General features: G+C 62.5%; 26 protein-coding genes. 13 read left to right on the top strand and 13 right to left on the bottom strand.

Annotation, left to right across the window (positions count from 1 at the left end):
- Nucleotides 1-179: 179 nt before the first annotated feature.
- From EKH55_RS12815 to EKH55_RS12805, 3 genes are all read right to left on the bottom strand, one after another.
- Entirely contained in the window at nt 180-1133 is a 954-nt protein-coding gene (locus EKH55_RS12815; protein ID WP_069459235.1) for an acetyl-CoA carboxylase carboxyltransferase subunit alpha, read from the bottom strand.
- Nucleotides 1134-1195: 62 nt separating this feature from the next.
- Complete coding sequence (xerD, locus tag EKH55_RS12810) at nt 1196-2137, bottom strand: site-specific tyrosine recombinase XerD (RefSeq protein WP_069459236.1); 942 nt, start codon at nt 2135-2137, stop codon at nt 1196-1198.
- Entirely contained in the window at nt 2134-2283 is a 150-nt protein-coding gene (locus tag EKH55_RS12805) for a hypothetical protein (protein WP_106407866.1), read from the bottom strand. Before EKH55_RS12805 ends, xerD begins: the two co-directional genes overlap by 4 nt.
- 314 nt (nt 2284-2597) lie before the next feature.
- On the opposite strand from EKH55_RS12805, the gene EKH55_RS12800 reads away from it, so the two are divergent.
- From EKH55_RS12800 to EKH55_RS12790, 3 genes are read left to right on the top strand one after another with little or no spacing between them, the layout of a single operon-like run.
- Nucleotides 2598-3185 carry a shikimate kinase gene (locus EKH55_RS12800; protein WP_069459237.1) on the top strand — a complete coding sequence of 196 codons (588 nt, stop codon included), beginning with the start codon at nt 2598-2600 and terminating at the stop codon, nt 3183-3185.
- Nucleotides 3182-4312: a 3-dehydroquinate synthase gene (aroB, locus tag EKH55_RS12795; RefSeq protein ID WP_083265350.1), complete on the top strand. Its 1131-nt coding sequence runs from the start codon at nt 3182-3184 to the stop codon at nt 4310-4312. The genes EKH55_RS12800 and aroB overlap by 4 nt, the downstream gene beginning before the upstream one ends.
- The gene (locus tag EKH55_RS12790; protein WP_069459239.1) at nt 4309-5613 is read left to right on the top strand and encodes an HlyC/CorC family transporter; all 1305 of its coding nucleotides are present in this window, start codon (nt 4309-4311) and stop codon (nt 5611-5613) included. Before aroB ends, EKH55_RS12790 begins: the two co-directional genes overlap by 4 nt.
- Before the next feature lie 39 nt (nt 5614-5652).
- Here the strand turns inward: EKH55_RS12790 and EKH55_RS12785 are convergent, their stop codons facing one another.
- Nucleotides 5653-5934 (bottom strand): BolA family protein, encoded by a 282-nt coding sequence (locus EKH55_RS12785; protein WP_069459240.1) that lies wholly within the window; start codon nt 5932-5934, stop codon nt 5653-5655.
- A 129-nt stretch (nt 5935-6063) separates the two neighbouring features.
- On the opposite strand from EKH55_RS12785, the gene EKH55_RS12780 reads away from it, so the two are divergent.
- The 4 genes from EKH55_RS12780 (at nt 6064) to EKH55_RS12765 (ending at nt 10865) form a co-directional block, all read left to right on the top strand.
- Entirely contained in the window at nt 6064-6699 is a 636-nt protein-coding gene (locus tag EKH55_RS12780) for a J domain-containing protein (RefSeq protein ID WP_069459241.1), read from the top strand.
- 76 nt (nt 6700-6775) lie between these two features.
- Entirely contained in the window at nt 6776-7771 is a 996-nt protein-coding gene (gene cobS, locus EKH55_RS12775) for a cobaltochelatase subunit CobS (RefSeq protein WP_069459320.1), read from the top strand.
- A 68-nt stretch (nt 7772-7839) separates the two neighbouring features.
- A complete protein-coding gene (gene cobT, locus EKH55_RS12770) occupies nt 7840-9729 on the top strand; it encodes a cobaltochelatase subunit CobT (RefSeq protein ID WP_069459242.1) in 1890 nt (629 codons plus the stop codon).
- Between the two features lie 137 nt (nt 9730-9866).
- A complete protein-coding gene (locus EKH55_RS12765; RefSeq protein WP_069459243.1) occupies nt 9867-10865 on the top strand; it encodes an esterase-like activity of phytase family protein in 999 nt (332 codons plus the stop codon).
- A gap of 17 nt (nt 10866-10882) precedes the next feature.
- Here the strand turns inward: EKH55_RS12765 and EKH55_RS12760 are convergent, their stop codons facing one another.
- Together EKH55_RS12760 and rpmB are read right to left on the bottom strand one after the other, a co-directional pair.
- Complete coding sequence (locus tag EKH55_RS12760) at nt 10883-11527, bottom strand: VUT family protein (protein ID WP_069459244.1); 645 nt, start codon at nt 11525-11527, stop codon at nt 10883-10885.
- Nucleotides 11528-11675: 148 nt separating this feature from the next.
- Nucleotides 11676-11966, bottom strand: a complete 291-nt coding sequence (rpmB, locus tag EKH55_RS12755) for a 50S ribosomal protein L28 (RefSeq protein WP_026616330.1) — start codon at nt 11964-11966, stop codon at nt 11676-11678.
- A 366-nt stretch (nt 11967-12332) separates the two neighbouring features.
- Here rpmB and EKH55_RS12750 point away from each other — a divergent pair, with 366 nt between their 5' ends.
- Both EKH55_RS12750 and yddG read left to right on the top strand, forming a co-directional pair.
- Nucleotides 12333-13109 carry a DUF3108 domain-containing protein gene (locus tag EKH55_RS12750; protein WP_069459245.1) on the top strand — a complete coding sequence of 259 codons (777 nt, stop codon included), beginning with the start codon at nt 12333-12335 and terminating at the stop codon, nt 13107-13109.
- A gap of 175 nt (nt 13110-13284) precedes the next feature.
- Entirely contained in the window at nt 13285-14175 is an 891-nt protein-coding gene (gene yddG / locus EKH55_RS12745; protein ID WP_069459246.1) for an aromatic amino acid exporter YddG, read from the top strand.
- Nucleotides 14176-14263: 88 nt separating this feature from the next.
- Here yddG and EKH55_RS12740 read toward each other — a convergent pair whose 3' ends face one another.
- Together EKH55_RS12740 and gloB are read right to left on the bottom strand one after the other, a co-directional pair.
- Nucleotides 14264-14698, bottom strand: a complete 435-nt coding sequence (locus EKH55_RS12740; RefSeq protein WP_069459247.1) for a cupin domain-containing protein — start codon at nt 14696-14698, stop codon at nt 14264-14266.
- Nucleotides 14698-15468 (bottom strand): hydroxyacylglutathione hydrolase, encoded by a 771-nt coding sequence (gene gloB / locus EKH55_RS12735; protein ID WP_069459248.1) that lies wholly within the window; start codon nt 15466-15468, stop codon nt 14698-14700. The genes EKH55_RS12740 and gloB overlap by 1 nt, the downstream gene beginning before the upstream one ends.
- Before the next feature lie 133 nt (nt 15469-15601).
- On the opposite strand from gloB, the gene EKH55_RS12730 reads away from it, so the two are divergent.
- The 3 genes from EKH55_RS12730 (at nt 15602) to EKH55_RS12720 (ending at nt 18465) form a co-directional block, all read left to right on the top strand.
- Nucleotides 15602-16357, top strand: coding sequence for a class I SAM-dependent methyltransferase (locus tag EKH55_RS12730; RefSeq protein ID WP_069459249.1), 756 nt, complete (start codon nt 15602-15604; stop codon nt 16355-16357).
- Between the two features lie 78 nt (nt 16358-16435).
- Nucleotides 16436-17542, top strand: a complete 1107-nt coding sequence (gene hisC / locus EKH55_RS12725; RefSeq protein ID WP_069459250.1) for a histidinol-phosphate transaminase — start codon at nt 16436-16438, stop codon at nt 17540-17542.
- Nucleotides 17539-18465, top strand: a complete 927-nt coding sequence (locus tag EKH55_RS12720) for a prephenate/arogenate dehydrogenase family protein (RefSeq protein ID WP_069459251.1) — start codon at nt 17539-17541, stop codon at nt 18463-18465. Before hisC ends, EKH55_RS12720 begins: the two co-directional genes overlap by 4 nt.
- A gap of 58 nt (nt 18466-18523) precedes the next feature.
- On the opposite strand, the gene EKH55_RS12715 is transcribed toward EKH55_RS12720, so the two are convergent.
- Entirely contained in the window at nt 18524-19537 is a 1014-nt protein-coding gene (locus EKH55_RS12715; protein WP_069459321.1) for a DUF2125 domain-containing protein, read from the bottom strand.
- Between the two features lie 441 nt (nt 19538-19978).
- On the opposite strand from EKH55_RS12715, the gene EKH55_RS12705 reads away from it, so the two are divergent.
- A complete protein-coding gene (locus tag EKH55_RS12705) occupies nt 19979-20551 on the top strand; it encodes a gamma-glutamylcyclotransferase (protein WP_069459252.1) in 573 nt (190 codons plus the stop codon).
- Between the two features lie 64 nt (nt 20552-20615).
- Here EKH55_RS12705 and EKH55_RS12700 read toward each other — a convergent pair whose 3' ends face one another.
- The 4 genes from EKH55_RS12700 to ftsE form a co-directional block, all read right to left on the bottom strand.
- Nucleotides 20616-21395 (bottom strand): lysophospholipid acyltransferase family protein, encoded by a 780-nt coding sequence (locus tag EKH55_RS12700; protein WP_069459253.1) that lies wholly within the window; start codon nt 21393-21395, stop codon nt 20616-20618.
- Between the two features lie 78 nt (nt 21396-21473).
- On the bottom strand, nt 21474-22169 hold the full coding sequence (locus EKH55_RS12695; RefSeq protein ID WP_069459322.1) for a YdcF family protein: 696 nt from the start codon (nt 22167-22169) through the stop codon (nt 21474-21476).
- A 375-nt stretch (nt 22170-22544) separates the two neighbouring features.
- Nucleotides 22545-23552, bottom strand: coding sequence for a cell division protein FtsX (locus EKH55_RS12690; protein WP_069459254.1), 1008 nt, complete (start codon nt 23550-23552; stop codon nt 22545-22547).
- Nucleotides 23545-24168, bottom strand: coding sequence for a cell division ATP-binding protein FtsE (gene ftsE / locus EKH55_RS12685; protein ID WP_245314655.1), 624 nt, complete (start codon nt 24166-24168; stop codon nt 23545-23547). The genes EKH55_RS12690 and ftsE overlap by 8 nt, the downstream gene beginning before the upstream one ends.
- Nucleotides 24169-24436 lie beyond the last annotated feature (268 nt).

Below are 24436 nucleotides of genomic sequence, written 5' to 3'. Positions count from 1 at the left end.
TCATTACTCTTCACGAAATCTTAACCCTGCAGGGACCGCCTGCGAATGCCGCTTTTCATGACCCGATGAATATGGCCAAGATTTGGCCATGATCGATTTCCGGTTGCCGTACGCGAGGCTCTGATCGCAATGGTTCAGAGCGGAAAGCGGAGCTTTCAGAACGCGCAAGGCGTCGCGGTTCAGAGATTGCGGCCGATATTCAGATACTTCTGGCGGCGATCGGCGCGTAATTCGTCGCCGTTGCGCGCGGAAAGCTCCTTGAGCGCGTCGGCAATCACGGTGCCGGTGCGTTCGATCACGGCCTGCGGATCTCGATGCGCCCCGCCTATCGGCTCGGGGATGATGCCGTCGATAACGCCGAGCGCCTTCAGGTCCTCGGCGGTGATCTTCATGTTGCTTGCCGCCTCCTTTGCGCGGGTGGAATCGCGCCAGAGGATCGAAGCGGCGCCTTCGGGCGAGATGACGCTGTAGATCGCGTGCTCGAGCATATAGACGCGGTTACCCGTGGCGATGGCGATCGCACCGCCCGATCCGCCTTCGCCGATCACCACCGTCACGATCGGCACCTTGACGTTCAGGCACATTTCGGTCGAGCGGGCGATCGCCTCGGCCTGGCCGCGCTCCTCGGCGCCGACGCCGGGATAGGCGCCGGCGGTGTCGATCAGCGTGATCAGCGGCAGTCCGAAACGGTCGGCCATTTCCATGACGCGGATCGCCTTTCGGTAGCCTTCCGGGCGCGGGCTGCCGAAATTGTGCTTGATGCGCGACTTGGTGTCGTTGCCCTTCTCCTGGCCGATCACCGCCACCGGCGTGCCGTGAAATCGCGCAAGGCCGGCCTGAATGGCATCGTCGTTGGCGAAGTTGCGGTCGCCGGCCAGCGGCGTGAATTCGCTGAAGAGCTCGTTGGCATAATCGAGAAAATGCGGGCGCGAAGGATGGCGCGCGACCTGGGTCTTCTGCCACGGCGACAGCCTGGAATAGATCTCGACCATCGCGTCGCGGACGCGACCCTCGAGTCTTGCGATCTCGTCGGACGTGTTGACGCTCTCATCTTCGCTGGCGAGTTTCTTCAGTTCGAGAATCTTGCCCTCGAGATCAGAGATGGGCTTTTCGAAGTCGAGATAGTTGTGCATGAGATGCGTTTCCGATCGTTTTGCGACGAGGACTGCCCGGCCTCGCCAACTGTCCGGCGGACCTAATCCTGTTTTTTCGCCTGTTTGGCAAGGGGGTGATGGTTTTGGACGAGCTCGTGCAACCGTTCTTCCAGCACATGCGTGTAGATTTGTGTCGTCGAGATGTCTGAGTGGCCGAGCAGTTCCTGCACGGCGCGAAGGTCGGCACCGTTTGCGAGAAGATGACTGGCGAAAGCATGGCGGAGCACGTGCGGAGAGATCGCTGCCACCCGAATGCCGGCGCGTGCGGCGAGGCTCTTCAAGTCGCGGGCAAAGACCTGGCGCGGCAGGTGGCCGGATTTGCCATAGGAGGGAAACAGCCAGGGGCTCTCCTCCGTGCTCCCTCCTTGCCGCAGGGCATCGCCATAGCTGCGCATGGCGCGCATCGCTGCCTGCGAGAGCGGCACCAGCCTTTCCTTGTTGCCCTTGCCGCGGATCACCAGAAAGCGGCCGTTTTGCGAAAGCACACTCGCCGGCAGCGATACCAATTCGCTGACGCGCATGCCGGTGGCGTAGAGAAGCTCGATCAGCGCGTGCATGCGCAGTTTCGCGAGCGCATCCTCGCCGCCGGCCGCCGCCTCTGCCTCCGCCTGGCCGATGAGCCGGGTGACGTCGTCGACGCTCAGCGTCTTCGGCAGCGCGCGCGCCTTTTTCGGCGCGTCGAGAATGCCCGTCGGATCGTCGCTACGCAGGCCTTCGGCATAGAGGAACTTGTAAAATTGCCTGAGTGAGGAGAGGCGGCGTGCCTGCGATGAGGACTTGAAGCCCTCTTTGGCGAGGTGGGCAAGATAATGCCGCAGGTCATCGGGGGAGGCCTCGCCCAGCCGCGCGCCGCGCGAGCGTAGGAAAGAAAGAGCGTCCTTGAGGTCGCGCTCATAGGATTGAAGCGTGTTCACTGCGGCGCCGCGTTCGGCGCTCATCATCTCGAGAAAGGCTTCGAGGTGCGCTTCTGAGAGATCCATCATTGCGGCTCGTTGATCCGCTCGGAGGGGATGCGCACGGTAACGTCCCGCTCCACCGGCTCGACGAAGGTGACGAGCGCCAGCATCGTAGCATAGACCATGCCGGCGACGACGGCGCAGAAGAACAGGAATCGGAACAGGGTCGGCATTTCGATCTCCTCTACAGCGCCGCGACTCCTTTTCCGATGCGCAAAGGTCGCTGTAGCATGTTGAAACGCTGCATGTCCTTGTCCCCAAAGCGAAGTTGAGCAGGGAGTCATGCAGCCGAGACCCTTTCATCCGTGCCAGATGCTGCGCTACCGCTCAAGATGCGCTTGCGACATTTGCGCATTGAAAGGGCCAGGACGACAATATGAATACCCCCCGACAGCGCGTCCACGAAGCGCCCGGCGGCCCTTGGCGACGACTTGACGCCCTTCGCCGATTTGTCGATACCGGAATGGAATGGGGAATATGAAGCGCAATGAACGACGTTACCGAACCGGTTTCCGCGACGCTTGCCGAGCGGGCGAAGCGCGCCCTCGGTAGGCGCAATCTCATCTTCATCGGCCTGATGGGAGCGGGTAAATCGGCGATCGGCCGGATGACGGCCCAGGCGCTCGGCGTTCCCTTCGTCGACTCCGACCACGAGATCGAGCGGGTTTCGCGCATGACGATCAGCGAACTTTTCACCGCCTATGGCGAGGAAGAGTTCCGGGCGCTCGAGGCGCGTGTGCTGAAACGTCTGTTGCGGTCGGGGCCACGTGTCGTCTCGACTGGCGGCGGAGCCTATGTCAACGAGCGCTCGCGGCGGCAGATCAAGAAGGGCGGGCTGACGGTCTGGCTCAATGCCGAACTCGAGGTGCTCTGGGAGCGGGTGAACAAGCGCGACACCCGACCGCTTCTGAAAACGGAAAATCCCAAACAGACGCTCGAAAACCTGATGCGGGCGCGCTATCCGATCTATGCCGAGGCGGACCTCGTCGTCCTCTCGCGCGACGTGAAGAAGGAAACGATGGTCGAGGAGGTCCTCGCCGCCATCGCCGATTGCAAGAAAGCCGAGACCCCATGATGAGCCAGATGATCCCCGCCGAACGCTCGGTCCGCGTGAATCTCGGAGACCGGTCCTATGACATCCTCATCGGCCCCGGGCTGATCGCGGAGGCGGGTCGGGAGATCGCCGCACGCCTCAAGGGCCGCAGGGTGGCCGTCATCACCGATGAGAATGTCGCGCCGCGTTACCTCGAAACGCTGATGGCGAGTCTAGCGCAAAGCGGCATCGAGGCCGTCTCGCTGGTGCTGCCCGCGGGTGAGAAGACCAAGAGCTTCGATTGCCTCATACCGGTTTGCGACGCCATTCTCGGCGCCAGGATCGAGCGCAATGACGCGGTGATCGCGCTCGGTGGCGGCGTGATCGGCGATCTCACGGGCTTTGCCGCCGGCATTGTGCGCCGCGGTTCGCGCTTCATCCAGATCCCGACCTCGCTACTGGCCCAGGTGGATTCCTCCGTCGGCGGCAAGACCGGCATCAACTCGCCGCACGGAAAGAACCTGATCGGCGTCTTCCATCAGCCGGACCTCGTCCTGGCCGACACGGGCGTGCTCGACACGCTGAGCCAGCGTGAATTCCGTGCCGGTTATGCGGAGGTTGCGAAATACGGTTTGATCGACAAGCCTGAATTCTTCCATTGGCTGGAACAGAATTGGCAGGCGGTCTTCGCCGGGGGGGGCGCGCGGATTGAGGCGATTGCCGTAAGCTGCCAGGCAAAGGCCGATGTCGTGGCGGCGGACGAGCGCGAGAACGGCCTGCGGGCGCTCCTCAATCTCGGCCATACTTTCGGACATGCGCTCGAAGCAGCCACTGAATATGATAGCCACCGTCTGGTGCACGGAGAGGGCGTCGCGGTCGGCATGGTACTGGCGTACGAATTCTCCGCGCGGATGAATCTCGCGAGCCCGGACGATGCGCGTCGGGTAGAAGCCCATCTCAGGGCAGTCGGACTGCCGACGCGGATGGCAGATATCCCCGGGATGCTGCCGCCGGCGGAGCGGTTGATGGAGGCGATCGCCCAGGACAAGAAAGTGAAGGGCGGCAAGCTCACCTTCATTCTTACGCGCGGCATCGGGCATTCCTTCGTGGCCGACGACGTGCCGGCCTCCGAAGTCTTGAGCTTTCTTAAGGAAAAGCACCCGCAATGAGCAGCGACACTTTATTGACCTTCGTGGCGGACTATTGGCTATCCCTGGTTTCCGTCACCGCTCTTCTCGTGCTCTCGGCATTCTTCTCCGGGTCCGAGACCGCCTTGACCGCCGCCTCCCGGTCGCGCATGCACACGCTCGAAAGCAATGGCGACGAGCGGGCGGGGATCGTCAACCGGCTGATCGAGCGGCGCGATCGCCTGATCGGCACCCTGCTCATCGGCAACAACCTCGTCAATATTCTCGCATCATCGCTGACGACGAGCTTGCTGATCGGCCTCGTCGGCGATTCCGGCGTGGCGATAGCGACGTTCGCCATGACGGTGCTGCTCGTCATCTTTTCCGAAGTGTTGCCGAAGAGCTGGGCGATCGCCTCGCCCGATCGCTTCGCCCTCACCGTGGCGCCGGTGGTCCGGCCCTTCGTCGCGGTCGTCGGCCCGGCTTCGTCTCTCGTCAACGCAATCGTCCGGCGCATCCTGAACCTTTTCGGCGTCAATCTCGCCTCCGACATGCCCATGCTTTCGGCCCATGAGGAATTGCGGGGCGCGGTCGACCTGCTGCATCGCGAGGGAGCGGTCATCAAGGCCGACCGCGACCGACTGGGCGGCGTGCTTGATCTCGGCGAGCTCGAAGTGTCGGACGTCATGATCCACCGCACGGCCATGCGCGCGATCAATGCCGACGATCCGCCTGATGTTTGCGTGCGGGAAATCCTCGAAAGTCCGTTCACGCGACTGCCGCTGTGGCGTGGTTCGACCGACAACATTGTCGGCGTCGTCCACTCAAAGGACCTGCTGCGGGCATTGGCCGAGCCAAATGTGGAGCCGCAGACGCTGGACATCGTCAAGATTGCGCAGAAGCCCTGGTTCGTTCCGGACACGACCAACCTCAAGGACCAGCTCAACGCCTTCCTCCGCCGCAAGCTCCATCTGGCCATCGTCGTCGACGAATATGGGCAGGTGCAGGGGCTGGTCACGCTCGAGGACATTCTCGAGGAGATCGTCGGCGACATAGCCGACGAACACGACCTCGACATTCAGGGCGTCCGGCAGGAGGCTGACGGCTCGATCGTCGTCGATGGGTCGGTTCCGATCCGCGACCTGAACCGCGCGCTCGATTGGTCGCTGCCGGACGAAGAGGCGACGACGGTCGCCGGCCTCGTCATTCATGAATCGAAGAGCATCCCGGAGGAGCGGCAGGCTTTCACATTTTACGGCAAGCGCTTCACCGTCATGAAGCGAGTCAAGAATCGGATCACCAAGCTGCGCATCCGTGCCGCCGACGACGCGCCGACGGCTTAACCGGCGCGTTGCTTTTCCCAACATTACCGGCGAAGTGGATCACCAGCGCGTCGGTTCACCGGGGGCGGCGGGCTCGACCGCGAGCGCGTGCAGGCCGGCATCGAGTTCCGGCTTCAAAAGATCATTGATGGCGCGGTGGCGCGCTACGCGGCTCATGCCTGAAAACGAGCTTGCGACGATGCGGACGCGCATATGGGTCTCGCCGCCGCCGTCAAAGCCCGGCTGATGGCCGGCATGAAGATGGCTCTCATTGATGACCGCGAGCCGTTCGGGATGAAACGCTTCCACAAGCTTCTGCTCGATCCGGCTTTGCAGCGACATGCTTCCGTCCCATTTCCCTGTTTGCTGCGCCAACCAGCCGTGCGATGCCTTGATGGTGCAAAATACCCGCACAAAGCCAGCAACATTCCGCTTTGTCAATTCTTGTTGTGACCTGTCGCAAACCCCATAATGTGCGCCATGAAACTCGATTCAAAATACTTCGACCGCATCCGCACGCGCCCAAAGCGCGAAGCGCGCGTCGAGTCGACCGTGCACGTGTGCCAGTGGGACGGTTGCGACAAGAATGGAGTGCATCGGGCGCCCGTCGGTCGCAATGCCGAAGGCGAGTATTTCCTCTTCTGTTTCGAGCATGTGAAGGAATACAACAAGGGTTACAATTATTTCTCGGGCCTCTCCGATTCCGAGATCGCGCGCTACCAGAAGGAGGCCGTGACCGGGCATCGACCCACCTGGACAGTCGGTGTCAACAAGAATGCCGGGAAAGGTCCCACGCAATCGCAGACGCGCTCCGGCAGTGCGGGTTCGCAGGCGCGCATGCGCGACCCGTTCGGCTTCTTCAACGAAGCGCGCGCCCGCTCGAGCCGGCACGAACCGCGGCTGCGCAAGCTGAAGACGCTCGAGGCAAAGGCCTTCGAAACGCTCGGACTTGCAGCCTCGGCAACAACGGCCGATATCAAGGCGGCCTATAAGGAACTCGTCAAGAAGCATCACCCCGACGCGAACGGCGGAGACAGAGGCTCGGAAGACCGTTTCCGAGCCGTCATTCAGGCCTACCAATTGTTAAAACAGGCTGGTTTCTGCTAACAACGCGGATTATTACAGAAAGCACATTTCGCAGGCGAATGCGCGGGTGCCGTTCGGCGGCCGCTCTGGAGACATGATGAGCAAGATTGACCTCGACATTTCAAACCTCCCCGACACGACGATTTCAGTCCGGGAGGTTTTTGGCATCGACACGGATTTGCGCGTTCCCGCCTATTCCAAGGGCGATGCCTATGTGCCCGATCTCGATCCGGATTATCTTTTCGACCGGGAAACGACACTCGCCATTCTTGCAGGCTTCGCCCACAATCGCCGAGTCATGGTTGCGGGCTATCACGGCACCGGCAAGTCGACCCATATCGAACAGGTGGCCGCAAGGCTGAACTGGCCCTGCGTGCGTATCAATCTCGACAGCCATGTCAGCCGTATCGATCTCGTCGGCAAGGATGCGATCGTCGTCAAGGACGGCCTGCAGGTGACGGAATTCAAGGACGGCATTCTTCCTTGGGCCTACCAGCACAATGTCGCGCTCGTCTTCGACGAGTATGATGCCGGTCGCCCGGACGTCATGTTCGTCATCCAGCGTGTACTCGAATCCTCCGGCCGGCTGACGCTTCTGGACCAGAGCCGGGTCATTCGCCCGCACCCGGCCTTCCGCCTGTTCGCGACCGCCAACACGATCGGCCTCGGCGACACCACCGGTCTCTACCACGGCACGCAGCAGATCAATCAGGCGCAGATGGACCGCTGGTCGATCGTAACCACGCTCAATTACTTGCCGCACGACAAGGAAGTCGACATCGTCGCCGCCAAGGTCAAGGGATTCGCGGCCGACAAGGGTCGCGAGACCGTATCGAAGATGGTGCGCGTCGCGGATCTGACACGCGCCGCTTTCATCAACGGCGATCTCTCGACGGTGATGAGCCCGCGCACGGTGATCACCTGGGCGGAAAACGCATACATCTTTGGCGACGTGGCCTTCGCCTTCCGCGTAACCTTCCTCAACAAATGCGACGAGCTGGAGCGGCCGCTGGTTGCCGAGCACTACCAGCGCGCCTTTGGGGTCGAGCTGAAGGAAAGCGCCGCCAACATCGTGCTGGAAGCCTCCGCCTGATTGCTTAAGGCGGCGGGTGCGGTGATCGCTCGGAGATCGGCCCGGGCCGGGCTGGAGAAGGAACTGTTGTGAGCTCGAATTCCAAGGCGAACCAGCAAGCGAGGGAAAACGCTGCCGAACCTTTCAAGCGGGCGCTTTCCGGCTGCGTCCGCTCGATCGCCGGCGATGCGGAGCTCGAGATTGCCTTCGCCAATGAGCGTCCGGGCATGTCCGGCGAGCGTATTCGCCTTCCGGAGCTTTCCAAACGTCCCACCCGCCATGAGCTCGCGGTCGCGCGTGGCCTCGGCGACTCGATGGCGTTGCGCAAGGCCTGCCATGACGACCGCATCCATGCGACGATGTCACCGCAGGGGGCCGACGCGCGCGCGATTTTTGATGCCGTCGAGCAGGCACGCGTCGAGGCGATCGGTGCACTCAGGATGCCCGGAGTAGCCGCGAATCTCTCCTCGATGCTCGAGGAGAAATACGCCAAGGCGAATTTCGGTGCGATCGAGAACCAGTCGGATGCGCCGCTCGAAGAGGCGATGGCATTGCTGGTGCGCGAGAAGCTGACGGGCGAGAAACCGCCGGGCTCCGCCGGAAAGGTGCTCGACCTCTGGCGCGACTTCATCGAACAGAAGGCCGCCCCCGACGTGCGGAACCTGCCGGCGGCGGTCAACGACCAGCAGGCTTTTGCCCGCGTGGTGCGCGACATGCTTGCCTCCATGGATGTAGCCGAAAAATACGGCGAAGACGATCTGGAGCCGGACGAGCAGGAAAGCGAGACCGACGAGGACCAGCCGCGCAGCGAGCAGCAGGACGAAAACGCCAGCGAGGAGGAAGAGGGGACCGACGCCGCGCCCGCCGAGGAGAACCAGTCTGCCGAGGAGCAGATGGAAGAAGGTGAGATGGACGGCGCCGAGATATCCGACGAGGACTTTCAGGACGAAGGCGACGAGGAGAGCGAGACACCCGGCGAGGTCAAGCGGCCGAATCATCCTTTTGCGGATTTTAATGAGAAGGTCGATTACACCGTCTTCACGCGGGAATTCGACGAGACGATCACCGCCGAGGAACTCTGCGACGAGGCCGAGCTCGACCGCTTGCGCGCCTTCCTCGACAAACAGCTTGCCCATCTCCAAGGGGCCGTCGGCCGCCTCGCCAATCGCCTGCAGCGCCGACTGATGGCACAGCAGAACCGGTCCTGGGAATTCGATCTGGAGGAGGGCTATCTCGACACGGCCCGGCTGCAGCGCGTGATCATCGATCCGATGCAGCCCCTGTCTTTCAAGCGGGAGAAGGATACGAATTTTCGCGATACGGTCGTGACGCTGCTGATCGACAATTCGGGCTCGATGCGTGGACGGCCGATCACCGTGGCGGCGATCTGCGCGGACATTCTCGCCCGCACGCTCGAGCGCTGCGGCGTCAAGGCCGAGATCCTCGGCTTCACCACGAAGGCGTGGAAGGGTGGGCAATCGCGCGAGAAATGGCTGATGGGCGGCAAGCCGCAGTCGCCCGGCCGCCTCAACGACCTGCGCCACATCATCTACAAATCGGCCGACGCACCCTGGCGCCGGGCCCGCCGCAATCTCGGCCTGATGATGCGCGAAGGCCTGCTCAAGGAGAATATCGACGGCGAAGCGCTGATGTGGGCGCATGACAGGCTGATCGGCCGACCCGAGCAGCGGCGCATCCTGATGATGATATCGGATGGCGCGCCGGTCGATGATTCGACGCTGTCGGTGAATCCGGGCAACTATCTCGAGCGCCACCTGCGAGCGGTTATCGAGCAGATCGAGAACCGCTCGCCGGTCGAGCTGCTGGCGATCGGCATCGGCCACGACGTGACGCGCTATTATCGCCGTGCAGTGACGATCGTCGACGCCGACGAACTGGCAGGGGCGATGACGGAACAGTTGGCGGCCCTTTTCGAAGAGGAGAGCGGTCGTACCGGACGCCTGCGTCGCGCCGGGTGAGCCGCGTGCCCCAATTTCGCCCGCGCCCCGCTTGCCTTTGCCCGGACGGACGGCAATTCAAAGTAGCGCCCATTGCGTTACCGGCGCGATTTGCGGCGGCGCGGCGGATTTCACCTCTCCAGGAGGGTTTATTGTAGATGTTCCGCCGGTCCCTTGCAGTCCTGCTCATGCTCGCATCGACCGGCGTACAGGCCGAAGCGCCTGGCGGAATCGCCTTGGTGCGAAGCCGGCAGATCACCGAGTTCAAGGTCGGGTCGGGCACGGCCGTGTTCGGTGCGCTCGAGTTCATCGGCGGCATCGAGATGACCTCGCCCAATTCGCTCTTCGGTGCGCTTTCGTCAATCCGGTTCCGGCCGGACGGCCGGTCCTTCGTCGCCGTTCTCGACACCGGCCACTGGGTCGAGGGCGCCGTTATACGGGACGATGCCGGGCGTCTTTCGGGGCTGACCGATCTTAGGATCACTTCGATGACCGATGGCAGCGGCGCGGCTCAACGCGAAAAATGGAGGGTGGATGCCGAAGGGCTGGCGCTCAGAGACGGCGAAGCGGTTGTAAGCTTCGAGCAGTCTCATCGGGTCGACGTCTATCCCAACCCCGGTTTTTCCTCGTCGCGCCCGGTCAGGCAGTTGAGCCTGCCCTTTCCGGTCGAGGAATTGCGCAACAATGGCGGCCTTGAAACGGTTGCGATTGCACCGAAGCATGGGCCGCTTGTCGGCTCCGCGGTCGTCGTCTCCGAGCGCAGCGTCGACACGTCCGACAATCTGCTGGCGGGTATTCTGGAGGGGCCGATGCGGGGCGCCTTCACGGTGGTCCGCCACAATCCCTATGCCGTGACCGACGGTGCCTTCCTGCCAAATGGGGACCTGCTGCTGCTCGAGCGTCGGTTCAACTTCGCCTCGGGGCTCGGCATGCGCATTCGCCGAATTGCCGGCGGCGACATCCGGCCGGGCGCGGTTGTCGACGGCGAGGTGCTGATCGAAGCCGACATGGGTTACCAGATCGACAATATGGAAGCGCTCGACGTCGTTACGACTCCCGACGGCGAGACCCGGCTGATTCTCGTTTCCGACGACAATCACTCTATCCTCGAGCGCAACCTCATGCTCGAGTTCCGCCTCGGCAGTTATTCCAACTAGCCCATCGGCCGAGATCGTCAGGAAGCCGCTTTGGCCGCCGTCGTCGGCATGGGTTTGATGACGCTCATCAGCGCGCCATAGGGAAGCAGGAGCGCGATTCCACAGAGGAACTTCACCAGAAGATCGCCGAACGCCCAGGAAATCCAGCGCGGCGTGCCGGCTGAAGCCAGGCCGAGCAGGGGAGCCGCCTCGAGCGCGAATGCGTCATTCGGTCCGAGAAAGACGAAGAGCGGTGCAAAGGCGAAAGAGAAGAACATCGCCGTGTCGAGGCTCGACCCGACCAGCGAGCCGGCGAGCGGGGCGCGCCACCAAGTCTGGCGCCGCAGCCTGTTGAACACGGCAATGTCGAGAAGCTGGCCGAGCAAAAAGGCTGTGCCGGAGGCAATCGCGATGCGCGGTGTTGCGGCAACGAAGGAGAGCGCAACGGCGACGGCAAAGCCGGCAACCACCACGCGGCGCGCGATATGCGGTCCGAGTTGCCTGTTCGTCAGATCCGTTACGAGGAAGGCGAAGGGATAGCTGAAGGCACCCCAGGTCAGCAGGTCACCAAGCTGCATCCCGGCGATGGAGCCCGGCAGCGGATACTGGACGAGGAAATTCGAGGCGACGACCACCAGGGTCATCAGCGCAACATAGATAGGGAACCTACGGCCAATAAGCATTTTTATCCTGGGTGATGCCACCAGTGAGGGAAAGGGTGCAAGGCACGAGAAAAAGGCTTGCCGGACGAGTCCGCAAGCCCTCATTTCTACAGAGCCGCACGTCTTAACGGGCGCGCGAATATTACTGTAGCAGCAGTGCCGGTGCCGATCAGGCGGCTTCGGCAACTTTCTTGACGATCTGGCGGCGCAGCAGGCGGGCGCGCATGCTCAGTTCGTTCTCGTCCGCCTTCAGCAGGAAGGCGTCGAGACCACCGCGATGTTCGACCGAACGCAGGGCGGCCGCGGAAACGCGCAGGCGGAAACGCTGGCCGAGAGCGTCGGAGATCAGCGTGACATTGCACAGGTTCGGCAGGAACTTGCGCTTGGTCTTGTTGTTGGCGTGGCTCACATTGTGGCCCGACTGGACGCCCTTGCCGGTCAATTCGCAACTACGGGACATGGTACACCTATTTTCTCTATCGCCGCCGGACAATGCGGATAGCGGGCCCAGAGCCCAGGCCGCGTTCCTACTGGCCATTATTGGAAAGTCGCGGTTCTATAGTCAGTGACGGGCGGCCCGTCAAGCCAAACCTGCGCATTGCTGCAAAACCGGCGCTGTTCGACACAGGCGGGCATCGATCCGTGCCTCGGAACGCCAGGCTTTTCCGATTCCAAGACTGCCGAGCTTGCACTATTTCTGTCGCATGCATTCCGGAAGCATGCAAGCGGGGCCGCTTCCTAATGATTTTGACCGATTGGCGCAGAAAAGCCGCAAACCGCCTGCATTCCAAGGGATGCAACGGCATAGGAAGGGGAACTCGAGGCCATGACGTGGCGTACTTGCTTTCGTGCGCCGGCCATTTTGGCCGCGACGATGTTTTCCACAGCATCCTTCGCTGCGGAAATCGAGCATCAGACGGATTATAGTATTGCCCTTGCGGGCCTGCCCGTGGCGCGGGCCTCCTTCCACACGGAACTTGAGAAGAATCGCTACACGATTTCGGGAACGCTGCATTCGGCGGGGCTCGTCGACATCATCAAACGCACCTCGGGACAGACGCGCGTTTCCGGGGTCGTCGGCCGCGATCAACTTCGCGCCACTTCCTATTCCATGTCCTACCGCAGCGGCAGCAAGGCCCGCGCGATCAGCGTCACCTTCCGCAACGGCAATGTCGTGCGCGCCAGAATGGAACCAAAGCGCACGCCGCTGCCGAAGAACTGGGTGCCGGTGACGCATCGCGACTTGCGTAACGTGCTCGACCCGCTGTCGGGCTTGATCATTCCGGCCAAGGCCCGTGTCTGTCCCAATACCCTGCCGATCTTCGACGGCGAATCGCGGCTCGATATTCAGCTGTCTCCGAAAGGGACAAGACCCTTCAGGACCCGGGGTTTTGAAGGCGAGGCCATCGTCTGCGGCGTCCGCTTCGTGCCCAGGGCGGGCTACAGGAAGGGGCGGGAGGACGTCGAATATCTGCGCCGCCTGAACACGATGGAAATCTGGTTCGCAAAGGCAGATGCCGTCGAGGTCTATGCCCCGGTCTATGTGCGCATCCCGACCAAGCTCGGTCCGGTGACCGTTTCCGCGACACGCTTCGGCGGCTGACGCTCTCATCCAAGGAGAGAGCGATCAGCTGCGTGTCTACCGCGCCGCGTGTCCAACCAGGCGCGCAAAGGTCGCCGTAGCAGACTGGCCCTTACATCGAGCTCGATCTAAGAAGGCAGGCAGTAGGTATAGGCATGCGGGTCCGCTGGAGCCAGCGCTGCGCGAGGGGTCGACAATGAAGCTCAAGGCAACCCTGATCGGTTTTTCCGCGATCCTCATGTGGTCGTTGCTGGCGCTGTTTACGGCCGCGTCCGGCAAAATGCCGCCGTTTCAGCTTTCGGCGATCTGCTTCCTGATCGGCAGCCTGCCGGGTGTCGTTCTGCTCGCACTGAAGCCACAACGCCTTGTGCTGCTGAAACAGCCCTTCCGAGTCTGGTTGACTGGCATTGCCGGCCTGTTCGGCTACCACTTTCTCTACTTCACCGCACTGCGCAACGCGCCGGCCGTCGAGGCGGGGCTGATCGCCTATCTCTGGCCATTGCTGATCGTCGTCGGCTCGGCGCTGCTTCCGGGCGAGACACTGCGTTGGTACCATATCGCTGGCGCGCTTGCCGGGCTTGCCGGCACCATGCTCATCGTTGGGCGCAACGGCGTCGCCTTCGATGACGCCTACACGCTTGGCTACGGTGCAGCCTTTCTCTGTGCCTTCGCATGGTCGGGCTATTCGCTGATCACACGCCGTTTCGGCAGGGTGTCGACCGATGTCGTCACCGGCTTCTGCCTGGCGACTTCGCTCCTGTCCTTGCTCTGCCATCTCGGCCTCGAGACCACGGTCTGGCCTGAGACCGCATTCGAGTGGCTCGCGGTCGTAGGACTCGGATTCCTGCCGGTCGGGGCGGCCTTCTATGCCTGGGATTTCGGCGTGAAGAACGGCGACATCCAGTTGCTCGGTGTCGCGAGCTATGCGGCACCGGTACTTTCGACATTGATTCTGATCCTGTTCGGCTTCGCCGAGCCGTCCTGGCGGATCGCGGCGGCCTGCCTGTTGGTCACCGGCGGAGCCGTGCTTGCGGCGCATGACATGATCTGGCGCAGAGCGACAACCGCGGCACAGCCTGCGGAGTAGGCCCTCGGGGTCGTGCGTCTTTCCAGACGCGCAAAGATCGCTGTAACTCCTTTAACCGAAAATCGGGTACGATTTTCGGACCGATGCGCTAATCCGGCTGCCAATCGGGCGGCGCCATCTCGAAGGCGGAAAAATCGAAGCCTGGCGCGACAGTGCAGCCGACGAGGGTCCAGTCGCCGAGCGAAGTCGCCGATTGCCACCAATCGGCGGGGACGACATGCTGCGGTCTTTCGCCAGCGATGAGGTCGGGACCCAGGCGAACTCGCGCCGCCGGCCCGCCGGGCTCGGCGACCCTGAGGTCGAGCGGCGCGCCGGCGTAATGGTGCCATACCTCAGCGGCGTCGCGGACGCGGTGCCAATGCGAGCGATCGCCCTCCTCGAGCAAGTAGTAGATCGCGGTCGAATGGCCGCGGAGGCCGCCCTCATGATCGCGGAAGGTCTCTCGATACCAGCCGCCCTCGGGATGGCGCGCAAGGCCGAGCCTCTCGATGATTGCCGCCGCGCTCAGGTCTCCGTCGGCCATCAGAACTGGTCCTTGCGCTTGCGGATCTCGGCAAAGACGGCGGCGTCACTTGCCTTCTCCATTCCGAGATTGGCGCGGATTTTCAGATCGGCGGCGCGCAGAAAGGGATTGGTCCGCTTCTCCAGCCCGATCGTGGTCGGTGCGGTGAAGCCGCCGTCCGAGCGGGTTTCCTCAATCTCGGCGGCGCGTTCCCTGAGTGCGGTGTTGTCGGGGTCGACGGTGACGGCGAAGTGGGCATTGGAGAGCGTGTACTCGTGCCCGAAGTAGACAGCGGTATCGTCGGGCAGCGCCATCAACCGACCGAGTGATTGCCACATGGTTTCCGCCGTGCCTTCGAACAGGCGGCCGCAGCCAAGCGCAAAGAGCGTGTCGGCCGCAAATAGCAACTTATCCTTGGGAAAGTAATAGCAGATGTGGCCGGCGGTATGGCCGGGTGTTTCGATCACCTCGATGGGGTGGCCAGCGAAGTCGAAGCGCTCGCCGTCGCCAACCGCCTTGTCCAAGCCGGGAATCTTCTGTGCCTCGCCCTTGGGGCCGATGATCGTCACGCCGAAGCGTTCCTTGAGGCTGACATTCGCGGCGACGTGGTCACCATGATGGTGCGTGGTGAGGATATGCGTCAGGTTCCAGCCGCGCCGGTCGACAGCCTCCAGGATCGGCAGCTCTTCGGGGGCGTCTATCGATGCGGTCGCACCGCTTGCCGGATCATGGACAAGCACGCCGAAATTGTCGGAGCGGCAGAGGAAGAGATCGATTTCAAGGGCGGCCATGGCGTGTTCCTCCGATCGGATGTGATCGATGCTGATGGCGGGTGGGGACGGCAGATGATCCTTCTTCCCGCCCGTCGTTTCATGCACCGAATGTAGCGAGGCTCGCCTTGAAGTCTACCGCCCCAAGGCTAACATGTCGTCCATGCACACCGATATCGTCGATCTCCGCCAATTCTACCATTCCGAACTCGGCCGGATGGCGGAACAGGCCGTCACCATGGCGCTCTCGTCCATTTGGGCTCGGCTGCCGGAGGAGCGTCTCGTCGGTCTCGGTTATGCGGTCCCCTATCTCGAACGGTTCCGTCCAGACACCGAACGGACCTTTGCCTTCATGCCGGCGGGCCAGGGGGCGGTGAACTGGCCGGCGGCCGAATTGTCCTCGACGGCACTGGTGTTCGATGAGGAATTGCCGTTGCCCGACGCCTCGATCGACCGCGTGCTGATGGTCCACGCCTTGGAATTCGCCGAAAGCCCGCGCGAGACCATGAAAGAGATCTGGCGGATTCTCGCACCCGGCGGGCGACTTGTCATCGTCGTGCCCAATCGCCGCGGCGTCTGGGCCCGGATGGAGCATACACCCTTTGGCTCCGGCCGGCCCTATTCCCGTGGGCAACTGACTGCGCTTTTGCGGGAAACGAATTTCACGCCCGGCGCCAGCTCCGAGGCGCTGTTCTTCCCGCCGTCCAAACGCAAGCTGGTTCTCCGCCTGCGCCACGGACTCGAGCGCTTCGGCCGGTCGTTATGGCCGGTGTTTTCCGGGGTGATTATCGTCGAGGCCCAGAAGCGACTCTACCAGGGCCTGCCGGTCGCTGCCCGCGCCTCGCGCCGCGTCTTCGTTCCAGTTCTGGCGCCGCATGGGGTTCCGAGCACGCGGAACCGAGCGCTGTAGGTAAATCACGTCGCACTCGACAAATTTCTGCGCTCCGGCTATTGGCTGGACCTCATCTTTCCCGTGAAGGCCGAGCCGATGAACCTTGCTTTGAAGAACCCCGGGCCGCGCCCCGGTATCCTGGACATAGCCGCCTATGTTCCGGGCAAGGAGCATGCGCCGGGTGCGGTCAAGGTGCACAAGCTGTCGTCGAACGAAACGCCACTCGGTCCCAGCCCGCGCGCGATCGAGGCGTTCCAGAACGCCGCCTTCAATCTCGAGCGCTATCCCGACGGACGGGCATCGGCGCTCAAGGAAGCGATGGCTGAGGTCCACGGGCTGAATCCGGCGAATATCCTTTGCGGCAATGGTTCGGACGAGCTCCTCGGTCTGCTCTGCCACGCTTATATTGGTCCGGGTGACGAGGGCATCGTCACCGAGCACGGATTCCTGGTTTACAAGATCCAGATTATCGCGGCCGGCGGTACGGCGGTAACCGTCAAGGAGAAGGATGAGCGGGTCGACGTCGATCAGATCCTGGCAGCCGTCACGGAGCGCACCAGGATCGTCTTCATCGCCAACCCGGCGAACCCGACCGGCACCTACATTCCGGTCGACGAAATGCGGCGGCTGCAAGCGGGTCTTCCGGCAGACGTGTTGCTGGTGCTCGATGCAGCCTATGCCGAATATGTCCGGCGCAATGATTATGAAGCGGGGCTGGAACTGGTCTCGGCCAACCGCAATGTGGTGATGACGCGGACACTCTCGAAAATCTACGGTCTGGCGGGCCTGCGCATCGGCTGGATGTATGCGCCGCATGCCGTGGTGGACGTGCTCGACCGCATACGTGGGCCATTCAACCTCAATGCGCCGGCTCTCGCCGCCGGCGCAGCGGCTGTTCGCGACCAGGCTTTCGCCGCCGCTGCGGTCGAGCACAATCTCGCCTGGCTCGCAAGGGTCGGCGAAGCACTGACGGCGATCGGTCTTCGGGTGACGCCGTCGGTTACAAATTTCCTGCTGATCCATTTCCCGGGCAGGGAAGGAAAGACCGCCGAGGCCGCCGATGCGTTCCTGACGGGGCGCGGCTTCATCCTGCGCGCCGTTGGCGCCTACGGTTTTCCAAATGCGCTTCGTATGACGATCGGCGCGCAGGAGGCGAACGAAGGCGTCATCGCGGCGCTGACCGAATTCATGGGACTGAAATGATGGCTCAGCAGTTCGAAACCATCGCGCTTGTCGGGATCGGCCTGATCGGCTCGTCGATCGCACGCGACATCAGGGAGAAGCAGCTCGCCGGCACCATCGTCGTTTCGACGCGCAGCGAAGCCACCCTGAAGCGTGCGGGCGAGCTTGGTCTTGGCGACCATTATGCGCTTTCGGCCGCCGAGGCGGTCAAGGATGCCGATCTCGTCATCGTCTCGGTGCCGGTCGGTGCTTCCGGGGCCGTGGCAGCGGAGATCGCGCCGCATTTGAAACCGGGCGCGATCGTTACCGACGTCGGCTCGACCAAGGGGTCGGTGATCGGGCAGATGGCCCCGCATCTGCCTAAGAGCGTGCACTTCATCCCCGGCCATCCGATCGCCGGCACGGAGCATTCCGGTCCGGATGCCGGCTTTGCGGGGCTTTTCCGCGGCCGCTGGTGCATTCTGACGCCGCCGGTAGGTGCGGACGAGGAAGCCGTGGCGCGGCTGCGGCTCTTCTGGGAAACGCTGGGTTCCATGGTCGAGGAAATGGACGCGGAGCATCACGACAAGGTGCTGGCCATCGTCTCGCATCTGCCGCACATCATCGCCTACAACATCGTCGGAACGGCCGACGATCTGGAAGCGGTCACCGCGTCCGAAGTGATCAAATATTCCGCCTCCGGCTTCCGCGATTTCACCCGCCTTGCGGCTTCGGACCCGACCATGTGGCGGGACGTCTGCCTGCACAACAAGGATGCCATTCTGGAAATGCTCGCGCGGTTCTCCGAGGATCTGGCTTCGCTGCAGCGTGCGATCCGCTGGGGCGACGGTGACAAGCTGTTCGATCTCTTCACCCGCACGCGGGCCATCCGTCGCTCGATCATCCAGGCCGGCCAGGACACGCCCATGCCGGACTTCGGCCGGCATGCCATGGATCAGAAATAGATGTCGGTTCCGATTTGAATGACTGCGGCGGCATCGCGGACGCTGCGGCGGCCCCCGCCTATAACGCCGGCAGCACCCCGAGGGGAACGAAGGCGAGGAAGGCGGTGCCGTCTCGTACATTGAGCTTGACGGTCGCCTTGTCCTTGCCGCCGGCAAGCGCCGTCAGCATATTGGCGACGTTGTTGATGAGATCCGTCTCCTCGGGAACGGCTTTCGACAGGCTGTCGCGCCAGGCGCCGATGCCCATCAGCGTGAGGGAGAACTCGCCGGAAATGAGCCCCTGCTCATTGACGGAAAAGGGGCCGGAAAGCTTGGCGCTCATTCCGTCCCCCAGGTCCAGCGCCAGCTGGCGCAGTTCGCCTGCCGTGCCGCGTAGCGCATGCGGCGAAAGCGAGGCCCCCAGGAGCCAATCGGCCTTTCCCGTCAATGTGAAATCCGCAGCGATATCGGCCGGCCGAGCGAGGCTCTGCCCATCCTCAGGGCGCAGGTCGAGCTTGTCGACGCTCAAGGCCGCATCGAGGTCGTCGCCGTTCTGGCGCAAATGCAGTTCCCCATGATTGGCGCCGAAGTTGAGGCCCTTTGCCGACAGCGGCGAGCGAACCGCGCCCGTCAGATTGTCATAGGCAAGCGAGGTGCGATCGACGCCGGTAAGCGTTGCCGCAAGACTTGCATGCAGCAGCGTCCAATCGGCCGAGATCGAAACGCCCGGCGAGACGCGGATTTCCGCCGGCCCATCGAGTTCGATCACGGCGCGGCCGGGCTGGTAGACCTGTGCGGCGGACCTCAGCGCCCCGAAGGAGGCGGAGGCGCCATAGCGGGCGTCGTCGAGGCGAACTTTTTCGCAGAAGAGGCCGATTCGAAATGGAAAGCCGCGCACCTCCATATCCCCGCATTCGGCGCCAAGGCCGGCCTTCCGCTTCTCTGCAAGATAGGCCGGCAGGCGCTTTTCGATCTGGTCCGCCGCGAGGAACCAGCCACCCGAATAGAGGCTGGTGACCAGCACGACGCCCGCCGCAAGCCAGAGTAACTTCCTGCCGGCACGTGATCCCTTGTCGACCTCGGTCATCGTCATGATACTCGCATGCTCCAATTGCTTCGGCGGAAGCTGCATTTCTTTGGCCGCTTCCGGTCCCGCAAACTGATTTTTCCTCCGATGCAGCAGGCGGCTTTCTCTTCAGCCCGCATGCATCTTACTGCATGTCTCCTTTAATCGACCTCGATTAAAGGACAAAGACATGCAGCAATTCTAAGTGCTACAGCGACCTTTGCGCGTCCAACAAGACGCGCGGCGCTGTAGAGAATTGGGGCGAAAGAAGGTGGAAACCGCTTCACACCTTCCATCATCCCGCTCTAAAAGACCCATTACAGCGCCGCGTCCTATCAGACGCGCAAAGATTGCTGTAGCACTTTGGATTGCTGCATGCCTTCGTCGACAAATCGAGGGCGATTAAGGAGACATGCGGCCGGCCGTCGCTCACCTCGACGCCTTTTTCGGGGCCGGCGGCGCTGGTGAATGGCAGTGGATATGGACGAATTTTGGGTCTTTGGCTACGGATCGTTGATGTGGAATCCGGGCTTCCGCTTCGAGGAGAAGTGGACCGCCCGCGCTTTCGGCTATCGCCGCTCCCTATGCGTGCATTCCTGGGTGCACCGTGGCACCGAACAGCGACCGGGCCTGGTGCTCGGCCTCGACTATGGCGGCTCCTGCATCGGCACTGCCTTTCGCATCGCGCTCCCCGATAGAGCGGAGGTGATCGATTATCTGCGCGAACGGGAGCTGGTAACCCGCGTCTACAAGGAAAGGGTCATGCCGGTGCAACTCATGGACGGGCGTCGCGTGCCGGCGCTTGCCTATGTGGTGGACCGCGATCACGCGCAATATGCCGGCGGTCGGACACCGGCGGAGGCGGCGGCAACGGTCGCCGTCGCGTTCGGCAGGTCGGGTCCGAACAGCGAATACGTGCTCAATACACTGGCCCATCTGCGGGAGATGGGCATCCGCGACCAGTGGCTCGAAGAGGTCGCCGCCGACCTCTCGAACGGAGTCCTTTCGCAAAGCGCGACGCGTAAACTCAAAGAGACATAGTTCTTTGTACGTCTGAAAGGACGCGCGGCGCTGCATAGGAATTCGGCGCTGTCATGCCTCTCTCTCAGGCGCTAAGCTCGCTCAGCCGCCGTTTGGCCGTAGCCGGGAGCGGCACATGCGGATTGTTCCGGACCGTCTCGACGAGAAGCTCGTCGCTGGCGGCTTCGGTGACTTCCACGAGCTTCTTGAGGAAGGCATCCGGGTCCATGCCGGGCTCGATCGGCGGCAGGATACGCACCTTGAAATGGCCGGGGAAGCGCAGGAATTTGCGCCTCGGCCAGAACAGGCCCGGATGCATGGCGATGGGGACGACCGGCACCTGCAGGTCCCGATAGAGCCGAGCGATCCCGAACTTATATTCCGGCGGTGCCCCCGGCGGGCGGCGCGTTCCTTCCGGGTAGATGATCAACTGACGCCCGGTTGCCAATTCCCGTTTGGTGCGCTCCATCACGGCGGACATGGCCTTGCCCCGCGCGGCACGATTTACCGGCACCATGCGCTGCTTGATGACGTACCAGCCGAAGAGCGGTATCCAGGTGAGCTCGCGCTTCAGGATGTAGAACGGATCATCGAGCCAGGGCAGAAGCGCGTAGGTGTCCCAAAAAGACTGGTGCTTCGGCGCGAATATGTAGGAGCCCATTGGAATGTTTTCCAGGCCCTCGATCTCGAAGGTCGTGCCGACAATCTTCTCCATTAGCCAGTGATTGCTGCGCACCCAGTTCTTCGGCACGATCCAGGATGCCTTGCGCGGCAAGAGGAAATAGACCGGCGTCATCACGATCATCTGCGCGATCAGATTGGCGTAGAAGACCAGATTGAAGAGGATCGAACGCAGGATGATCATCAGGCAGTCTCTCGTGCGGATGCAAGGCTTTCGGCCGCTGCCTACACGAAACCCGCTCGAAGGAAAACTGTTCTTTGGCTATTCGGTCGGCGTTCCCTGAGAGGAGGCGGTCCTGGGCTGGTGTTCGGAATGGGAACCGGCCAGGTCCCGCAGCGACGCAATGGAGTATTTGGCGTATTCGAGCAATATGGCCTTCAGGAATAGCGGATTGCGCAGCCAGTTGCTCGACTTCAGATCGGAGTTGACGACCGGATAGGCAATGAACTCCGTTTCCGGCCGGGCACGGCGCAATTCAAGCAGGCTCCGGGGCATGTGATAATTGTTGGTGACGACGAGAACGCTCCGGTAACCGCGATCGAGAATCCACTGGGAGGCTTCGGTCGCATTGCCCGTCGTGTCGATCGCCTGGTGCCCGATATCCACGCAGCATTTGAAGAGAGCGGTCGAGCTCTGCGTGTTGCGGCGGATCTGGCTCCCGGTCGTCGCGGGGTGAACGCCGGAGATGAGAAGCCGTTTGCCGGCGCCGGTCTTCAAGAGTTCGACCCCTTGGTCGATCCGCTGGAAACCGCCGGTAAGGACGATGATTGCATCGGCCTTGGGCGCTAGCGGGGGCTGCAGCGAGGCGACGGTGTCGGCAAATTGCAGAAAGCCGGCAATGAAGAGGCCGAGGAAGGAAACCAGGACGAAAAAGCTTCGGCGCAGAATCCTCCGCAGCAGGCTGCGGGACCGGCGGCGGTGTGCTGCCCTGTCTCGCCATTTGCCTTTGTCGGCCATTCGGTTCCCGCGAAGCTCCTCAACCATTGTGATTCTCTCACATAGCCGCCCTTTACGGCAGGGAATAGATCAAACGCGGGCGAATCACCGCTCCAACGAGCTCCATTCTGCCAGGGCCAAGAGCGCCTCGCGATCAAACGTACTTGTGCAACGCGCTTCAAGTCTTGTTTTGTGCATCTCGTCGCCCCAAACCGCCGTGAATTTTGGGGTGACGCCATTGCAGCGCTGCGCGTCTCTTCAGAGGCGCAAAGGTCGCTGTCTATCTGCGCATCGAGCTTTCCGTCAATCGGGTCCGATTTTATGGGCCGATGCGCGAAGCAGACATTCACGGGTCTACCAAGGAAAAGTGATGGGGTACAGCTTTGCGGAACCTGCTCAGCCCTGGAAGGTATCGGTCCGCCCGGGGTCCGACCGGATCAGGTCGATTTCGTAGATGGTCCGCATGACGGTGAGCCGTGCCGTCAGCGTCGTCAACAAGGCGATGACGAGAATAATCGCGAAGATGCCGAGATAGCCGGTATAGCCGATCGAGAATGTGCCGAAGAGGGCGGTCGCCTGATCGGTTTCGGGGGTGGCGAGGGTCTGCGATTGCCAGAAGCTGGCGATTGCGAAGGAGAGGGCTGCGAGAAGCCCGCCGGCGCCGGCGCCCTTCAGGCTGATCCTCAAAAAGTGCTTCTGGAATTCGGAGGCGACGAAGCCGGCTTCCGCGCCTACGAAATGCAGGACCTCGACGATGTGGCGATTTCCGGAAAGCGCGCCGCGCGTCGCGAAGACGACCGTCAGCACCATCGCCGAGAAGACGAGCGTCAGGACGCCGCTGCCGATCATTGCGGTGGTGTTCGCCATCGTTACCAGGCGGTCGACCCAGGTGCGGTGATCGTCGAGGAAGGCCTGCGGTATCATCTCCGTCAGCGCCTGGCGCATGGCGGCGAAATCCGGCGGATTGTTCTCGTCGATCGTGATCACCACCAGTCGCGGTACCGGCAGTTCGTCGAGGTCGAGACCGCCGCCGAGCCAGGGCTCCAGGAGCCGCGCCGTCGCAGCGCGGTCGATGATCGACCCGCCCGTCGTGCCGGAGAAGGTCAATGCGAGATCGCGTGCGTCGGCAAGCGCCTTCTCCATGTCGAGATTGTCGTCCGGCTTGACCTGGATGGTGATTTCCCGGGAGATCTGCGATTGCCAGCTTTGCGCCGTCGCCCGCACCATGCTGACGCCGCCGAGCGTCAGGCAGGCGAGGAAGGACATGATGGCAATGACGCACATCAGCGCATTGCCGGAAACATTGGCCGAGGGGACGATAGGTCCGGTGGGGCGCACACGCATCTCGGCGCGACGCTGCGGCTGCGGCGGATCTGCTTCACGGCGGGGGCGCTGCTCATTCATAGATGTCGAGCCGCCCCTGTGACAAGATCATGCGTCTGGCCTCGACCTGATCCATCAGCGACAGGTCGTGGGTGGCAATCACCACCGCGGTCCCGAGCCGGTTCAGTTCGAGGAACAGGTTCAGGAGCCGGCGTGCCATCGGCGGATCGACATTTCCGGTCGGCTCATCGGCCAGCAGGATTTCCGGCCGGTCGATCAGGGCCCGCGCGATCGCGGCGCGCTGCTTCTCGCCGCCGGAAAGCACCGGTGGCAGTACATTGATGCGTTCGCCGAGGCCGACCCATTTCAAGAGCTCCAGCACGTCGGAGCGGTAGGCGGACTCGTCCTTCCCCCGCACCCTCAGCGGCAGAGCGACATTCTCGTAGGTCGTCAGATGATCGAGCAAACGGAAGTCCTGGAAAACGATGCCGACACGGCGACGCAGCATCGGGAATTCCTCGCGTGGGATGGAGGAAATGTTGCGATCGAACATACGAATGAGACCGCGCGTCGGCTTTAACGAGAGGAAGAGCAGGCGAAGCAGCGTCGTTTTGCCCGCCCCGGAGGGCCCCGTCAGGAACTGAAAGGACCGGCGCGGAATATCGAAGGTCAAGTCCCGGAGGATTTCCGGTCCCATGCCATAGCGCAGTCCGACATTTTCGAAATGAATCAACGGGACAGCCCAGTCTCTCGTCACGACCTGATATCCGCGGCTACTCGGTCGGAACGGCGGCGTCACGTCCGCTGCACGTTCGGGTCCCCAAATGGAGATCAGGACCATGCAGTAGGACAGCGCGCCTGCCAGTGCAAAACCGAGGGCCGCATCATGGTTAAACGGCCGTTAATTTTCCATGAAAAGGCGCCGCTTTCGCGGCTCCTTTCCGAAACATTAACCATTTCCGTTT

It is taken from the genome of Sinorhizobium alkalisoli, assembly GCF_008932245.1.
GTDB lineage: Bacteria > Pseudomonadota > Alphaproteobacteria > Rhizobiales > Rhizobiaceae > Sinorhizobium > Sinorhizobium alkalisoli.
The sequence above is the reverse complement of the archived record's forward strand: the minus strand, read 5'-3'. Positions and strand labels throughout refer to the sequence as shown.

Excerpts from the sequence above, each read along its gene's own strand:
- EKH55_RS12815 (WP_069459235.1), bottom strand. The coding sequence starts at position 1,133 with ATGCACAACTATCTCGACTTCGAAAAGCCCATCTCTGATCTCGAGGGC.
- xerD (WP_069459236.1), bottom strand. The coding sequence starts at position 2,137 with ATGATGGATCTCTCAGAAGCGCACCTCGAAGCCTTTCTCGAGATGATG.
- EKH55_RS12805 (WP_106407866.1), bottom strand. The coding sequence starts at position 2,283 with ATGCCGACCCTGTTCCGATTCCTGTTCTTCTGCGCCGTCGTCGCCGGC.
- EKH55_RS12800 (WP_069459237.1), top strand. The coding sequence starts at position 2,598 with ATGAACGACGTTACCGAACCGGTTTCCGCGACGCTTGCCGAGCGGGCG.
- aroB (WP_083265350.1), top strand. The coding sequence starts at position 3,182 with ATGATGAGCCAGATGATCCCCGCCGAACGCTCGGTCCGCGTGAATCTC.
- EKH55_RS12790 (WP_069459239.1), top strand. The coding sequence starts at position 4,309 with ATGAGCAGCGACACTTTATTGACCTTCGTGGCGGACTATTGGCTATCC.
- EKH55_RS12785 (WP_069459240.1), bottom strand. The coding sequence starts at position 5,934 with ATGTCGCTGCAAAGCCGGATCGAGCAGAAGCTTGTGGAAGCGTTTCAT.
- EKH55_RS12780 (WP_069459241.1), top strand. The coding sequence starts at position 6,064 with ATGTGCGCCATGAAACTCGATTCAAAATACTTCGACCGCATCCGCACG.
- cobS (WP_069459320.1), top strand. The coding sequence starts at position 6,776 with ATGAGCAAGATTGACCTCGACATTTCAAACCTCCCCGACACGACGATT.
- EKH55_RS12765 (WP_069459243.1), top strand. The coding sequence starts at position 9,867 with ATGTTCCGCCGGTCCCTTGCAGTCCTGCTCATGCTCGCATCGACCGGC.
- EKH55_RS12760 (WP_069459244.1), bottom strand. The coding sequence starts at position 11,527 with ATGCTTATTGGCCGTAGGTTCCCTATCTATGTTGCGCTGATGACCCTG.
- rpmB (WP_026616330.1), bottom strand. The coding sequence starts at position 11,966 with ATGTCCCGTAGTTGCGAATTGACCGGCAAGGGCGTCCAGTCGGGCCAC.
- EKH55_RS12750 (WP_069459245.1), top strand. The coding sequence starts at position 12,333 with ATGACGTGGCGTACTTGCTTTCGTGCGCCGGCCATTTTGGCCGCGACG.
- yddG (WP_069459246.1), top strand. The coding sequence starts at position 13,285 with ATGAAGCTCAAGGCAACCCTGATCGGTTTTTCCGCGATCCTCATGTGG.
- EKH55_RS12740 (WP_069459247.1), bottom strand. The coding sequence starts at position 14,698 with ATGGCCGACGGAGACCTGAGCGCGGCGGCAATCATCGAGAGGCTCGGC.
- gloB (WP_069459248.1), bottom strand. The coding sequence starts at position 15,468 with ATGGCCGCCCTTGAAATCGATCTCTTCCTCTGCCGCTCCGACAATTTC.
- EKH55_RS12730 (WP_069459249.1), top strand. The coding sequence starts at position 15,602 with ATGTCGTCCATGCACACCGATATCGTCGATCTCCGCCAATTCTACCAT.
- hisC (WP_069459250.1), top strand. The coding sequence starts at position 16,436 with ATGAACCTTGCTTTGAAGAACCCCGGGCCGCGCCCCGGTATCCTGGAC.
- EKH55_RS12720 (WP_069459251.1), top strand. The coding sequence starts at position 17,539 with ATGATGGCTCAGCAGTTCGAAACCATCGCGCTTGTCGGGATCGGCCTG.
- EKH55_RS12715 (WP_069459321.1), bottom strand. The coding sequence starts at position 19,537 with ATGACGATGACCGAGGTCGACAAGGGATCACGTGCCGGCAGGAAGTTA.
- EKH55_RS12705 (WP_069459252.1), top strand. The coding sequence starts at position 19,979 with ATGGCAGTGGATATGGACGAATTTTGGGTCTTTGGCTACGGATCGTTG.
- EKH55_RS12700 (WP_069459253.1), bottom strand. The coding sequence starts at position 21,395 with ATGATCATCCTGCGTTCGATCCTCTTCAATCTGGTCTTCTACGCCAAT.
- EKH55_RS12695 (WP_069459322.1), bottom strand. The coding sequence starts at position 22,169 with ATGGCCGACAAAGGCAAATGGCGAGACAGGGCAGCACACCGCCGCCGG.
- EKH55_RS12690 (WP_069459254.1), bottom strand. The coding sequence starts at position 23,552 with ATGAATGAGCAGCGCCCCCGCCGTGAAGCAGATCCGCCGCAGCCGCAG.
- ftsE (WP_245314655.1), bottom strand. The coding sequence starts at position 24,168 with ATGGGACCGGAAATCCTCCGGGACTTGACCTTCGATATTCCGCGCCGG.